This is a genomic window from Bradyrhizobium sp. B025, assembly GCF_042257955.1.
GTDB lineage: Bacteria > Pseudomonadota > Alphaproteobacteria > Rhizobiales > Xanthobacteraceae > Bradyrhizobium > Bradyrhizobium diazoefficiens.
Genome location: NZ_CP170150.1, coordinates 5,873,920 through 5,887,942 on the forward strand (window position 1 = coordinate 5,873,920; position 14,023 = coordinate 5,887,942).

Annotated in this window: 13 protein-coding genes; 6 read left to right on the forward strand and 7 right to left on the reverse strand. The window is 64.1% G+C overall.

All coding sequences use genetic code 11. From position 1 onward, the window contains the following. The first annotated feature begins 1 nt into the window (after position 1). A complete protein-coding gene (locus tag ACE10W_RS27565; RefSeq protein WP_304564204.1) occupies positions 2–976 on the forward strand; it encodes a CHAD domain-containing protein in 975 nt (324 codons plus the stop codon). Here ACE10W_RS27565 and ACE10W_RS27570 read toward each other — a convergent pair. Next, positions 973–2,814, reverse strand: coding sequence for a PHA/PHB synthase family protein (locus ACE10W_RS27570; protein WP_375762202.1), 1,842 nt, complete (start codon positions 2,812–2,814; stop codon positions 973–975). The two genes, ACE10W_RS27565 and ACE10W_RS27570, sit on opposite strands and share 4 nt — an antisense overlap. A gap of 210 nt (positions 2,815–3,024) precedes the next feature. On the opposite strand from ACE10W_RS27570, the gene ACE10W_RS27575 reads away from it, so the two are divergent. Next, positions 3,025–3,753: a CBS domain-containing protein gene (locus ACE10W_RS27575; RefSeq protein ID WP_060912623.1), complete on the forward strand. Its 729-nt coding sequence runs from the start codon at positions 3,025–3,027 to the stop codon at positions 3,751–3,753. A gap of 28 nt (positions 3,754–3,781) precedes the next feature. Here ACE10W_RS27575 and ACE10W_RS27580 read toward each other — a convergent pair whose 3' ends face one another. From ACE10W_RS27580 to ACE10W_RS27590, 3 genes are all read right to left on the reverse strand, one after another. Beyond that, the gene (locus tag ACE10W_RS27580) at positions 3,782–4,240 is read right to left on the reverse strand and encodes a RidA family protein (RefSeq protein ID WP_370204556.1); all 459 of its coding nucleotides are present in this window, start codon (positions 4,238–4,240) and stop codon (positions 3,782–3,784) included. A 22-nt stretch (positions 4,241–4,262) separates the two neighbouring features. Beyond that, positions 4,263–5,954: a benzoate-CoA ligase family protein gene (locus ACE10W_RS27585; protein WP_182869070.1), complete on the reverse strand. Its 1,692-nt coding sequence runs from the start codon at positions 5,952–5,954 to the stop codon at positions 4,263–4,265. A 150-nt stretch (positions 5,955–6,104) separates the two neighbouring features. Further along, positions 6,105–6,596: a MarR family winged helix-turn-helix transcriptional regulator gene (locus tag ACE10W_RS27590; RefSeq protein ID WP_011088818.1), complete on the reverse strand. Its 492-nt coding sequence runs from the start codon at positions 6,594–6,596 to the stop codon at positions 6,105–6,107. Between the two features lie 278 nt (positions 6,597–6,874). Here ACE10W_RS27590 and ACE10W_RS27595 point away from each other — a divergent pair, with 278 nt between their 5' ends. Together ACE10W_RS27595 and ACE10W_RS27600 are read left to right on the forward strand one after the other, a co-directional pair. Next, positions 6,875–8,050 (forward strand): ABC transporter substrate-binding protein, encoded by a 1,176-nt coding sequence (locus tag ACE10W_RS27595; RefSeq protein WP_375762203.1) that lies wholly within the window; start codon positions 6,875–6,877, stop codon positions 8,048–8,050. A gap of 27 nt (positions 8,051–8,077) precedes the next feature. Further along, on the forward strand, positions 8,078–8,533 hold the full coding sequence (locus ACE10W_RS27600) for a cupin domain-containing protein (RefSeq protein WP_011088820.1): 456 nt from the start codon (positions 8,078–8,080) through the stop codon (positions 8,531–8,533). Between the two features lie 96 nt (positions 8,534–8,629). Here the strand turns inward: ACE10W_RS27600 and ACE10W_RS27605 are convergent, their stop codons facing one another. The 3 genes from ACE10W_RS27605 to ACE10W_RS27615 form a co-directional block, all read right to left on the reverse strand. Beyond that, positions 8,630–9,880, reverse strand: coding sequence for a flavin-dependent oxidoreductase (locus ACE10W_RS27605; RefSeq protein ID WP_161534088.1), 1,251 nt, complete (start codon positions 9,878–9,880; stop codon positions 8,630–8,632). Between the two features lie 187 nt (positions 9,881–10,067). Then, the gene (locus ACE10W_RS27610; RefSeq protein WP_011088822.1) at positions 10,068–10,904 is read right to left on the reverse strand and encodes an enoyl-CoA hydratase family protein; all 837 of its coding nucleotides are present in this window, start codon (positions 10,902–10,904) and stop codon (positions 10,068–10,070) included. A gap of 43 nt (positions 10,905–10,947) precedes the next feature. After that, positions 10,948–11,709 carry an SDR family NAD(P)-dependent oxidoreductase gene (locus ACE10W_RS27615; RefSeq protein ID WP_110116760.1) on the reverse strand — a complete coding sequence of 254 codons (762 nt, stop codon included), beginning with the start codon at positions 11,707–11,709 and terminating at the stop codon, positions 10,948–10,950. Between the two features lie 196 nt (positions 11,710–11,905). Between ACE10W_RS27615 and ACE10W_RS27620 the strand changes: the two genes are divergently transcribed. Beyond that, complete coding sequence (locus ACE10W_RS27620; RefSeq protein WP_375762204.1) at positions 11,906–12,724, forward strand: alpha/beta fold hydrolase; 819 nt, start codon at positions 11,906–11,908, stop codon at positions 12,722–12,724. A gap of 7 nt (positions 12,725–12,731) precedes the next feature. After that, entirely contained in the window at positions 12,732–14,021 is a 1,290-nt protein-coding gene (locus ACE10W_RS27625) for an acyl-CoA dehydrogenase family protein (RefSeq protein ID WP_110116762.1), read from the forward strand. Positions 14,022–14,023: the final 2 nt, after the last annotated feature.

Genomic DNA, 14,023 nt, shown 5'->3' on the forward strand with positions numbered 1-14,023 from the left:
GATGTCGCAACCCACCACGAGTTCGACCGCGACCGCGCGCGCCAAGCCGGCGACGCGGCGCAATGCCCTGCCCGGCCGCCTCAGCCCCGGCATGGCCTGCGATACGGCGTTCCGGATCATCGCCCGCCGCCACCTCGGTGCGGTCCTTGCCCAGCACGACGGCACTTGCCGCGGCGATCCCGACGCGCTGCACCAGATCCGCATCGCACTGACGCATCTGCGCACCGCCATCCGCTTCTTCTCGCCCATGGTGGACGACACGCTGCGGCCGAACGTCTGGGCCGAGCTGAAATGGCTCAACAGCCAGCTCGGCCTGGTGCGGGATCTCGACGTGGCGATCGAGCGGGTCGTCGCCGAGAGTGGCGACGAGCTCGCCGTGATCGCCGAGCTCCAGCACTGGGACGAGAAGCGCGCCGAGAGCCACCGCCTGCTCGTGCGCGCGCTGCAATCCGCGCGCTACAAGCGCCTGGTCGAGCAGACCTCGGCGTGGATCGAGAGCGGGCCCTGGTCGACCCGGCGCAGCAAGGAAGCCGTCAGGTTGCGCCGTTGCTCGCTCGCCGACCACGCGACGGCGCGGCTGACCGAGTGGGAAGAGACGCTGCTCAGGAAGGCCAGGAAGCTGCGCAAGCTCGATGTCGAGAAACGACACAGGTTGCGGCTTCTCAACAAGCGGCTGACCTATTCGATCGAGTCGCTTACGGACCTGTTCGATGACGATTCCCTGGCGAAGCAGAAGTCCATCCTCAAGCAATTGCGCAAGGCACAGAGGTCCCTCGGGCAATTGAACGACGATGCGCGCGGGCAAGCGCTGGCAGCGTCGTTGAACGGCGCCGGCCCCGAGGCCGGCATTCGCTTCCTCGACCGCAAGCGGGAAAAGAGGCTGCTGCGAACCGCCTCTACGGCCTACCGGAAACTGGACAAGGCCAAGCCCTTCCGCTCGTCAGACCTTGCTCCGAACGCGGAGCCCAAGGATTAGCTGTGGACGTAGTCTCCCGGCGCGTCGGGCAGACCGTCAGCACCCCCGACACCGATCGACGGTGGATCACAGGGCTCACCTGAGCGCGCCGCCAGCCATTGAGCCCATTCCGGCCACCACGATCCCTCAACACGCGGCGCCAGCTTCAGCCACTCGTCCGGGCCGACATACGGCGCATCCGCGGCCTTGGTCATGACCTGATAGGTGTGCCAGGGCTCGTCAGGAGGCGCGACGACGCCGGCATTATGGCCGCCGTTGGTCAACAGGAAGGTTACGTCGGCATCAGCCTGATAGTGGATCTTGTAGACGGATCGCCACGGCGCCACGTGGTCGGCGAGCGTGCCCACCACGAACATCGGCGCGTGAATGTCGGAGAGCGAGACGCTCCTGCCCTCGACGCGATAGCGGCCTTCGGCCAGATCGTTGTCGAGGAACAGCTTGCGCAAGTACTCCGAGTGCATGCGATAAGGCAGCCGCGTGGCATCGGCGTTCCAGGCCATCAGATCGCTCGGCTGCGAACTCTCGCCCATCAGATAGTCACGCGACAGCCGCGACCAGATCAGCTCGTTGGAGCGCAGCAGCTGGAACGCACCGGCCATCTGTGTCGTGTCGAGATAGCCGCGCTGCCACATCATGTCTTCGAGGAAGGCGACCTGGCTCTCGTTGATGAAGAGCGTCAATTCGCCGGCCTCGGTGAAGTCGGTCTGGCCGGCAAGGAGCGTGATGGTGCCGAGACGGCCATCGCCGTCGCGCGCCATGGCCGCCGCGGCGATCGACAGCAACGTGCCGCCCAGACAGTAGCCGAGCGCATGGGTCTTCCGATCGGGCATGATCCGGCCGATCATGTCCAGCGCGGCCATCACTCCCAGCTTGCGATAGTCGTCGAAGGCAACATCCCTGTCCTTCGCATCCGGATTGCGCCAGGAGATCGCGAACACGGTGAAGCCTTGACCGGTCAGATACCGGACCAGGGAATTTTGCGGCGACAGATCGAGGATGTAATACTTCATGATCCAGGCCGGCACGATCAGGATCGGCTCGGGTCGCACTTGCGCGGTCGTGGGATGATACTGGATCAGCTCGATCAGATCGTTGCGGTAGACGACCTTGCCGGGCGTAGCTGCCACCGTCTTGCCGACGACGAACTGCTCGTCACCCGCCGGCTTCGAGACAGAGAGCAGCCGCATCAGATCGCTGCACCAGTTCTGCCAACCGAACACAAAATTCTCGCCGCCGCTCTGGAACGCCTTTTCGAGAACCTGCGGATTGGTGGCCGCGAAATTCGACGGCGCCAGCATGTCGAGCATCTGGCGCACCGAGAACTCGACGACGGCTTCGTTTGCATGCGACACGCCACGCACGCCGGTCGTGGCATCGTGCCACCAGCGCTCCGAGAGCAGGAACGCCTGCGCAAGCAGATTGAACGGCGCGGTCTCCCATTGCGGGTCCTTGAAGCGACGATCGCGTCCCTGCGGCTCAATCACGGACCACGGCTTTTGCGAGGTCGCGTGCGCGACGGCTTGCAGGAGCATACCGGTATCGCGAAGACCGTTACGGAACATCTGCATCCGGCGCTCCGGCGCCGCGGCAAGATGCGTGCTCCAGTCGAGCCAGGCGAGCGACGAGGCCACAGGCGAAATCCCGCCCGTGAACCGCGCCAGCATCGCATGAAACGCGCGGTCGAAAGGGTACGGCTCCGATGCAGGCAGGGAATTGGCGACGGCCGGCTTCTCAGGGATCCTTTCGGGGATCGTCGCAGGGGCTTCGGCAGCCGAATTGGCGGGGAGAGCCTGTGCCGGCGGCTCTTCGGCCCGTGGAAATACCTTCACGACGCTCATGGCTGAATGATCCTGCGGGCTTCTGGTCTATGTCGGCAGCAGGATATGGCGACGCTTCCGATACGTGTTGAGCTGCATCAAATCCGGGCACGGATCACAATTGCTCAACCAGGGAGAAACGGCCTGGATCGCTTGACCTGAGTCAAACCACACCCCGACAGCCGGGCTAGGTTTTGCGCATTGAAATTCGACAAGCCAGCGGAGTTGTCCATGCGCGCCCATCAGATCATGACCCGGTCGGTCATCTCGGTCACCCCCGATACCAGCATCGTCGAGGCGGCCAACATCATGCTGAAGCGGCACGTCAGCGGCCTCACGGTGGTCGACGACACCGGCAAGCTCGTCGGCGTCGTCTCGGAAGGAGACTTCATCCGCCGCAGCGAGATCGGCACCGGGCGCAAGCGGGGGCGCTGGTTGCGGTTCATCCTCGGTCCGGGCAAATCGGCCAGCGACTTCGTCCACGAGCACGGCCGCAAGGTCTCGGAGGTGATGACCGCCTCGCCCGTGACCATCACCGAGGACACGGCACTCGCGGAGATCGTCGACCTCATGGAACGGAACAACGTGAAGCGCCTGCCGGTGGTACGCGGCGACATGGTCGTCGGGATCGTGTCCCGCGCCAACCTGTTGCAGGCTGTCGCAGGGCTCGCCCGCGAGGTGCCCGATCCGACGGCCGATGACGATCATATTCGCAACCGCATCATCGATACCATGGAGAAGAACGATTGGTGCCCGTTCGGACTCAACGTCATCGTTCGCGACGGCATCGTTCACCTCAGCGGCGTCATCACCGAAGAACGCGCACGGCAGGCCGCGGTCGTCGCGGCGGAGAACGTCGAGGGCGTGAAGAAGGTGCACGACCATTTGTGCTGGGTCGACACCATGTCCGGCGTTTATCTAAACTCGCCCGAGGACGACGACCTCGCCAAAGCGAGCTAACAAGGCAAGCTGAGGGAGCAAACGCGGCTCAGCGGGGAATGACGGCGGTGGCCTCGATCTCGACGCGCGCCGCCTTCTCGACCAGCCGTACCACCTGAAGCAGCGCCATTGCCGGATAGTGCGCACCGAAGACGGCACGGTAGACCTTGCCGAGCTCCTTCAGGTTCGCGAGGTATTCGTCCATGTCGACAACGTACCAGGTCAGACGCACGAGATGCTCAGGGCGTGCGCCGGCCTCAGTCAGGATCGCGGCAATGTTGCTCAGGGCCTGCTGGACCTGCGCGACAAAGCCGTCCGCGAGACGCTCTTCGGCATCCCAGCCGATCACGCCGCCGGTGACGACGATCCGCCCGTCGGCGGCCATGCCGTTGGCGTAGCCTTTCGGCACCGGCCAGCCGGCCGGCTGGAGGATCTGCGCCGCCGAAGGCGTGACCTTCTCATCGGCGGTCGACAGCACCGCGAGCTGCGGGCCTTTCGGCGTTGTCACGGACAAATGCTCCGTCCTTCCCTCATTCTGCCGCAACGCCCGACGACGTCGCCGCAGCCTGAGCCAGTTGCCGCAGGGCAAAACGCTTCAACTTGCCGGTCTCGGTCTTCGGCAATTGCGTCACAAACTCGATCGCGCGCGGGTACTTGTAGGGCGCGATCTCGCGTTTGACATATTCCTGCAACTCGGCCGCAAGTTGGGCATCCGGCGTTACGCCGGGCGCGGCGATGATATAAGCCTTCACGATCATTCCGCGTGCCTCGTCCGGTGCGCCAACCACACCGCACTCGGCGACGGAGGGATGCGTCAGCAGCACCGCCTCGACATCAGTGCCTGCGATGTTGTAGCCGGCCGACACGATCATGTCGTCGGAGCGCGACTGGTACCAGAAATAGCCGTCGTCATCCATCAGGTAGGTGTCGCCGGTGATGTTCCAGCCATTCTGGACGTATCTGCGCTGCCGTTCGTCCGCGAGATAGCGGCACCCGGTCGGACCGCGAACCACGAGGCGGCCCATCGTCCCAGTCGGGACGTCATTGCCGGCGTCGTCGACGATCTTCGCCTCATAACCCGGCACTGGCTTGCCGGTTGCGCCCGGACGGATCTCGTCCTCGGTCGCGCTGATGAAGATGTGCAGCATCTCGGTCGAGCCAATGCCGTCCATCAGCTTGATGCCGGTGGCCTTGAACCAGGCATCGAATGTCGGCTTGGGCAGTGTCTCGCCAGCGGAGACGCACTTGCGAAGCGAAGAAATGTCCCGGCCCGGAAGCTTGCCGATCATGGCGCGATACGCGGTCGGCGCGGTGAAACAGACCGTGGTCTTGTACTGCTCGATCGCCGTCAGGATGTCGTCCGGCGTCGTCTTCTCCAGCACGACGAAGGAGGCGCCGATATGCATGGGGAACAGCACGCCGCCGAAGCCGAACGTGAAGGCGAGCGGTGCGGAGCCGACGAAACGATCCTTCTGCTCGGCGCGCAAGATGTTGCGCGCGTAGCCGTCGCAGACGGCCAGCATGTCGCGGTGGAAATGCATGGTGCCCTTGGGATCGCCGGTCGTGCCCGACGTGAAGGCGATCAGGCAGACGTCGTCGGAGGCGGTATCGACGGCCTTGAACTCCGGGCTTGCGTCGGCGATCAGCGCCTCGAGCGAGTCGGCCGCGCCGTTACCCCAATAGACGGCCTGCTTGAGACCGGGCGCCGCGGCTTTCGCCTTCTCCATCTCGTCAGCGAGCTTTCCGTCGCAGAGCGCCAGCGTGATCTCCGCCTTCTGGATCGGATAGGACAGCTCCTTGGCGCGCAGCAGCGGCATCGTCGCGACGCAAATGCCTCCGGCCTTGATCACCGCAAGATAGGTTGCGACCATCATCGGATTGTTGGCAGAGCGCAGCAGCACGCGCCCGCCGGTCACGAGACCAAGCTTGCCGACCAGAACATTGGCGATGCGATTCACGAGTGCTTGCAGCTCGTGATAGCTGTAGCTGACCGCGGGGCTGATAACGCAAGGCGCGTCGCCATGGCCCTCTTCGACCCAGCGATCGAGGAAATAGCCGACGCAGTTCAATCGCGGCGGATATTGCAGCTCCGGCCGCGTGAAGATGAAATCGGGCCAGAGCTCGCGCGGCGGCAGATGTTGCCGTGCGAACGTATCGACATGGGCCGTCGCAGCATTGCCGTCAGACGAGCCCGACATTTGAACCTTGGCGGCGTTGGCCATCGCACGCTCCTTTGCGCATGGAAGCACCCGGCAAGCACTAACTTGGAAACATTTTAGGCTTAAAACAATTTGGTGCAATAGTGGATTTTGGGCATCCCATGCATTTTCCTACGGCAAGGTGGGATTGGCGGGCGCATCGGCCCGCGGGACCTACGCCCGGCGGCGGCCAGCCGACTTCTGCGCCGACGCCTTGGTCTTGGCGAGGAGCCGCATCAGCTCGCGCACATCCTTCGGCGTCAGGTCGGCGAAGAGATCGGCGATCCAGGTCTCGTGTTCCGCCGCCATCCGGCGAAACTCGGCGCGCCCGAGCTTTGTCAGGCGGATCACCTGGACCCGGCGGTCGGTCTCCGACGTGCGCCGGTCGAGATGGCCGGATTCCACCAGACGTTCGACGAGGCCGGTGACGTTGCCGTTGGAGACCATCATGCGCTTGGAGACATCGGACAGCGTCATGCCATCGGGCGCCTTGTCGAGCTGTGCCATCAGATCGAAACGGGGCAGCGTGACGTCGAACCGCTGCCGCAGGCGGCCGCGGACCTCGCCCTCGATCAGGGTCGTGCAGGTAAGCATACGCAGCCACAGCCGAAGCTCTTCGGCGTGGTCCTCCGGCGTCTCGACGGCCTTGGTCTCGGAATCAAGCATCTGATGCAGTCATTGACGGCAGGCATTGGCGCCAGCACGGATTCCCCAACGTTTTGAGCTTCAAATAAATTGAAGCCGGCCGCAAGTCCAAAGCTGCAGCAATCGACCGCACGTCGATTTCTTTAGGCTTCAAGTAATTGGCGCGCCGCTTGCATGCTCGCTGCCTCGCGAGATGGCGGCGTCTTGAGCTTTGCTTGCCGCGGCAGCCGTCATCGGCATAAGCTTGTATTGGAGTACGCGGCTTGCAGCGCAGGCCCTGATGTCACGGGGGACAGACCATGAAGACGCAAACGACCTTGGCCGCAGCCGCCTTGCTGCTCGGCACGGCAATGAGCCCCGCCCTCGCCCAGGAGAAGATCAAGCTCGGTGTGATCGTGACCCTGTCGGGACCCGCCGCCGCGCTCGGCCAGCAGGTTCGCGACGGCTTTGCACTCGCGGTGAAGGATCTCGGCAGCAAGATGGGCGGCCGCGATGTCGAGGTCGTGGTGGTCGACGACGAGCTCAAGCCGGACGCAGCGGTGACCAAGGTCAAGGGCCTTCTGGAACGCGACAAGGTCGACTTCGTGGTCGGGCCGATCTTCTCCAACATTCTCCAGGCGATCCACCGACCCGTGACGGAATCGAAAGTCTTCCTGATCAGCCCCAATGCCGGCCCGTCGACTTTTGCCGGCAAGGACTGCAGCCCGTTCTTCTATGTGACCTCGTACCAGAACGATCAGGTTCACGAGATCCTCGGCAAGGTCGCGCAGGATCGCGGCTACAAGCGCATGTACCTGATGGTGCCGAACTATCAGGCCGGCAAGGACTCGGTCGCCGGCTTCAAGCTCGACTACAAGGGCGAGATCGTCGAGGAATCCTACATGCCGCTGAACACGCTGGACTTCCAGCCGGAGCTTTCCAAGATTTCCTCGCAGAAGCCCGATGCGCTCTTCACGTTCATGCCGGGCGGTCTCGGGGTTAATCTCGTGAAGCAGTACAGGCAGGCCGGCCTTGCCGATAGCATTCCGGTGCTCTCGGCTTTCACGGTGGATGAATCGACCCTGCCGGCGCAGCAGGACGCGGCCGTCGGCATGTTCGGCGGCGCGAACTGGGCGCCCAATCTCGACAATCCCCAGAACAAGAAGTTCGTCGCGGCCTATGAGACCGCCTACAACGGCGTGCCCGGCACCTACGCCTTCCAAGCCTATGACGCCGCCATGCTGATCGACAGCGCCATCAAGGGTGTGAAGGGCGACCTCTCCAACAAGGATGCCGTCGCGGCCGCCCTGAAGAAGGCCGACTTCACCTCGCTGCGCGGCGCCTTCAAGTTCAACACCAACGGCTATCCGATCCAGGATTTCTACCTCACCAAGGTTGCCAAGCGCCCTGACGGCAAGTTCCAGACCGAGATCGTCCAGAGGGTCTTTGAGAACTACGGCGACCGCTATGCCAAGGACTGCAAGGCGGCAAACTAAGCCGCATCGCGTTACGGGAGGACTGCAATGAAGAGCGAAATCACCGGCATCACACGGGCCAATGAGGGCATCCAGGGCATTTCCTGGAACATCCTCGGCCAGACCTATGTGCCGAAGAGCTATGCCGAGAACAGCTTCTCCTGGCACGCAACGCTGCCGCCGGGCACATTCGTGCCGCCGCACATTCATCCCGACCAGGATGAGTATCTCTACATGCTGGAGGGCAAGCTCGATTTCATGCTCGGCAATTCGGAGTCACAGGCAACCGCGGGCGACCTGATCCGCCTCGGCATGGGCGTGCCGCACGGCATCTTCAACAAGTCGGAGCAGACCGCAAAAGTGCTGTTCTGGGTGGCGCCGAGCCGCAAGCTGTTCGACCTGTTCTGGGGCCTTCACAACATGAAGGAGCAGAAGCCTGAGGACGTGGTGGCGATGGCCGCCGAGTTCAACATCCACTTCCTGCCGCCGCCTCCCGGCGGCTAGCGGCATGCCCCCGGAAAAGCGCGAGGCGGTTTTCCGGAAAGGTCTTGCTCAATCAAAAAGCCAAAGGGCGATGACGGTTCATCGCCCCTTTGCGTCTCAGGCGCGCACCGCTGCGAGCCCCGGCACCGCAGCGAAGCCGGCCTTGGTGGCATAGCCGCGCACGATCGCCTCGCGCTGGGAATAGCTCAGGACGTTGTCGACATTGTCGAAGCCATCAGGCGCAAGCTGCTCGACGGCGTCGATGACCCCTTCGGGGCCGCCACGCCGGTTGGAGCGAACGATATCGGCGGTCATCGGCAAGCGCTTCTTCTCATATTCGACCAGCGCCTGACGCGGATGCTCGGCGCGCACCAGCGCGTCGGCAAGGCACCGCGCATCGAGGATCGCCTGCGAGGCGCCGTTCGAGCCGACCGGATACATGGGATGCGCGGCATCGCCGAGTAGCGTGACGCGTCCCGAGGACCAATAGGGCAAGGGATCGCGGTCGCAGGTCGGATATTCGTAGAACTCGGGCGTTGCCGAGATCAGGCTTTTCACATCGATATAGGGCACCGAGAAGCGCGCCACATGCGGCATCAGTTCCTCGCGCCGGCCCGGACGCGACCAGTCCTCTTTCCGCGGCGGCGGGGCGTTGCCCTCGCCGACCTTCACCAGCACCGCCCAGTTTGTGAGACGGCTCGCGGGGCTCGAGCCTTCCGCGATCGGGTAGATCACGACCTTGGCGTTGAGGCCACCGGCCACGATCATGGATTTGCCGGTGAGGAACAGCGGCCAGTCGCGCGCGCCGCGCCACAGCATCAGGCCGTTCCAGCACGGCGGTCCTTCGTTCGGGAACAGCGTGTCGCGCACGCGCGAATGGATGCCATCGGCACCGATCAGGATATCGCCGCGCGCCGTGTGGATGTGTGCGCCTGAGCGATCGAAGAAGTAAGCCGTAACGCCGCCTTCGTCCTGTGTGAACGCACCAAGACGGCAGCCGGTGTGGATTGCCTCCGCCCCGAGCCGCTCCTCGACGGCGCGATGGATGACGCCCTGAAGGCGACCGCGGTGGATCGAGAATTGCGGCACGTCGTGCCCCGCGTCGATGCCGCGGGCTTCGCGCCAGACCTCCTGGCCATGGCGGTTGAGGTAGTAGAGCTGATCGGTGCGGATCGCGACGTCGTCAAGCTTTTGCAACAGGCCAAGGCCGGCAAGCTCTCGCATGGCGTGCGGCAGCGTGTTGATGCCGACACCAAGCTCGCGAATGGTGTCGGCCTGCTCGAAAACCTCGCAAGCGATGCCGCGCGAGCGCAGCATCAATGCCGTGGTGAGACCTCCGATACCGCCACCGACGATAATCGCCTTCATCGCCCTTACTCCACTCGAAATACGCCAGGCAATGGGGTTAACGTCGCATGGGCGGTCACTCCGCCGCAAGCGGCTTTGTCGCCTCCACCTTGAGCTTGGCCGGGGTCTTGGGCTTAGCCTTAATTCTCAGCTCCCAATTTCGCGCAAGTCCCCATTGCTGGCCCCTCCACGGGTAAAAGCAACCGCCTTAGTCGCCCCTGAAGACCGGCTTGACCTTGTTGGCGAAGGCCTGGAAGGCACGCTCGAAATCCGCTGTGGTCATGCACAGGGCCTGAGCAACGGCCTCCGCCTCGATCGCCTCCTCCACCGACATCGCCCATTCCATCGCCAGCATCCGCTTGGTCATGGTGTTGGCGAAGGTCGGCCCTTCGGCGATCTGCTTTGCCAGGAGCTGCGCCTGGGGCAGCACCTGCTCCGGCGTGACGATGCGGCTGAAGAAGCCCCAGCGCTCGCCCTCCTCCGCGGTCATGAACCGGCCGGTATAGAGCAGCTCGGAGGCCCGGGACTGGCCGATGATCCGCGGCAGGATCGCGCAGGCCCCCATGTCGCAGCCGGCGAGGCCCACCTTGTTGAACAGGAACGCGACCTTGGCCCCGCTCGCGGCAAGGCGCATGTCCGACGCCATGGCGACGATCGCACCGGCGCCCGCGCAAATGCCCTCGACCGCGGCCACGATCGGCTGCGGGCACGCCCGCATCGCCTTGACGAGATCTCCCGTCATGCGGGTAAAGGCAGTGAGCCCCTTGGTATCCATCTTCACGAGCGGGCCGATGATCTCGAATACATCGCCGCCGGACGAAAAGTTGCCGCCGGCGCCGCTGACAACGATCGTCTTGACCGCATCGTCGAACGCGCAGGCGCGGAAGAAATCAGTGAGTTCCCGGTAGCTCTCGAAGGTCAGCGGGTTCTTCCGCTCGGGACGATTGAGCGTCACCGTGGCAACGCCGTCGACCACGGCCAGCAGGAAGTGCTGCGGCGAATAGTCCGCGAGCGGCAGGGTCACGGGATTGGCTGGTCTGCTCATACGATCTCCTTAGCTTCCTCGTTCTGGGCCTGCGTCGCGCACGCTAGATCTCACCGCCGGCAACGGCAATCGCCTGCCCCGTGATCGCGCCGGCACCCTCGCCGCACAACCAAAGCACGGCGTCGGCCACCTGCTGAGGCGAGATCAGCCGCCCTTGCGGGTTGTGCTTGGCGAGCTCGGCGATCGCCTGCTCGCGGGTTCGCCCTGTCTTCTTCATGATGTTTTCGATGCTGCCGGCGACCAGATCGGTGTCCGTGAAGCCGGGACACACCGCATTCACGGTCACGTTGCTGCCGGCCATCTCGAGGGCGAGCGAACGCACGAGACCGACCACTGCATGCTTGGCCGCGGTGTACGCGCTGACATAGGCGTAACCCTTCAGCCCCGCCGTCGACGCCACCGCGACGATGCGGCCATAGGGGCGATCCTTCATCCCCGGCAGTACGGCGCGAACGGCATGGACCACACCCATGAAATTGACGTCCATCATGCGCGCAAACAGGGCGCTGTCCGATTTGGAGAACGGTGCGGACTCCGCACTGCCCGCGTTGGCGATCAGAATGTCGATCGGCTTTCGCGCATGCGCCTCCGCGATGGCTGCCTTCAGCGCAGCTTCGTCCGAGACATCGGCGACAGCTGCAAAATGCGCCGCACCCGCGCGGACCGCCTCGTCCAGAACTGCGGCATTCCGGCCGAGCACCGTCACGGTGGCGCCGGCGCCGACGAGGGATGCTGCAATCGCGCGGCCGATTCCACGGCCGCCACCGGTTACCAGTGCGTGCGGCGAGTGCGGCAATCCGGACATGCGCTGGCTCCTTGGGATCTGCTGATCGTGCCTCCGATATATTTTAACCTTCAAACTTTTGCAACGACGGCGCCAGTCGACGTCGCGAAAGCCCACGCGGGAAAGACCGGCCCGAAAATTGCTTTAAGTATAAAATTATCTCTTCCCATCGACGATAGGCCTGTTAGCATCGCCGGGCCCAGCAAGAGGATATCGCGTGCCGCAACCTGCGCCGATGATAACAAAGGACGGACGCTTCGCCTATGAAGCCACCGGCGATCCGGGCGCGATACCCTTGATTTTCCTGCATGGGATTGGCGGCGCGGCGCGCGCCTGGCGGCACCAGCTTGCCACATTCGGCGACCGCTTCCGCGCGATCGCATGGGACATGCCGGGCTATGGCGGATCGGCGCCGCTTGCCCGCGTCAGCATCGCTGCCCTGGCCGATGCGCTCCAGCAATTCATCGAGCAGCTCGGCGTAACAAGGCCCATTCTGGTCGGACATTCGATCGGCGGCATGATCGTCCAGAAATGGCTGGAGCAATCGCCGAAACTGGCGCGCGCGGTCGTGCTGGCGCAGACCAGCCCGGCGTTCGGCAAGGCCGATGGCGACTGGCAGAAATCGTTCATCGCAGCGCGGCTCGGACCGCTCGATCGCGGCGAGACGATGAGGTCGCTGGCGCCCTCGCTGGTGAAGGAGCTTGTGGGGGACACTCCTGATCCGGAAGGGATGGAACTTGCGCGTGCCTGCATGGGAAGCGTGCCCGAAGCGAGCTATCGCGCCATGATGCTGGCCTTGATCGGGTTCGATCAGCGCAGCACGCTCAAGGATATTTCCGTGCCGACGCTGCTGCTGTCCGGCTCCAAGGACAACAACGCACCGGCACCCATGATGGCGAAGACGGCGACCTACATTCCCTCGGCTCAATATGTCGAGCTGGCCGGCGTCGGCCATCTCGCGAACCTTGAACGTCCCGAGGCCTTTGACGAGGCGCTCGGCAAGTTCCTGGACTCAGTCGTTGCAAAACACAGGTGACTGCGCAATGACCATGCAAGTCAGCAAGACGATCGGCGCGAGTGACAAGGTCGTGCTGGATGCACCGATCTTCGATCCCGTCGCGTTCCGCCTGAGCGACGAACAGGCCGGCATCATCGCGCGCGCCCGCGAGATCGGCCAGAGCGTGTTCGCCGGGCGCGCTGCGACCTACGACCGCGAGGCGATCTTTCCGACCGAGAATTATCGCGACCTGCATCGCGTCGGCCTGCTCGGCATCGCCGTCCCCAAGAAGCACGGCGGCCTCGGCGCGAACTACCAGACTTATGCGTTGGCCGCAGCCGAGATTGGCCGCTATTGCGGCGCGACAGCACTGACCTGGAACATGCATGTCTGCTCCACCCTGTGGTCGGGCCCCCTCGCGGACGATCTCGACATGGACGCGGAGACCCGCGCCGAGCACGAGCGGCGGCGCGCCGTCCACTACAAGCGCATCGTAGAGGACGGCGCGATCTATTCGCAGCCCTTCTCCGAAGGCGGTGCGGCGGCCGCCGGCGGCGTCGCCTTCGGAACGCAGGCAAAGCCCGTGAAGGGCGGCTGGATCGTCAACGGCAAGAAGATCTTTGCATCGCTGTCCGGTCACGCCGACTATTACGGCGTGCTCTGCACCGAAATCGAGGAAGGCCATAAGGCCTCGCGCCGCAACACGCTTTACCTCGCAATTCCGGCGAAGTCGCAGGGCGTTTCCGTCGTCGGCGATTGGGATCCGCTCGGCATGCGCGGAACGGTATCGCGAACGCTGCTGTTCGAGGACGTGTTCGTCCCGGAGGATTCCGCGCTGATGCCACGCGGCGTCTATTTCCAGGCCGCGATGCGCTGGCCGCACATGTTCCTGACGCTGTCGCCGACCTATATGGGTCTCGCGCAAGCGGCCTATGATTTCACCGTGCGTTACTTGCGCGGCGAGGTGCCGGGCATGCCGCCGGTCAAGCGACGGATGTACCCGACCAAGCAGATCGCGGTCGCGCAGATGCAGATCAAGCTCGAGCAGATCAAGTCGATCTGGTTCCAGGCCGTCACGGAGGCGCGCGCCAATCCGAGCAAGGAGCAGGTGCTGCGCGCCTACGCCGCGCAATATTCGGTGATGGAGGGGGCCAATGAGCTCGCCGCACTCGCGATCCGCACCTGCGGCGGCCAGGCGATGCTTCGCTCGCTCCCGCTGGAGCGGATCTATCGCGACAGCCGCTGCGGCTCGCTGATGCTGCCCTGGACGGCCGAGCTCTGTCTCGACCGTATCGGGCGCGAGGCGCTGTATGAGGCTGGCGAAACGGACGACTGACG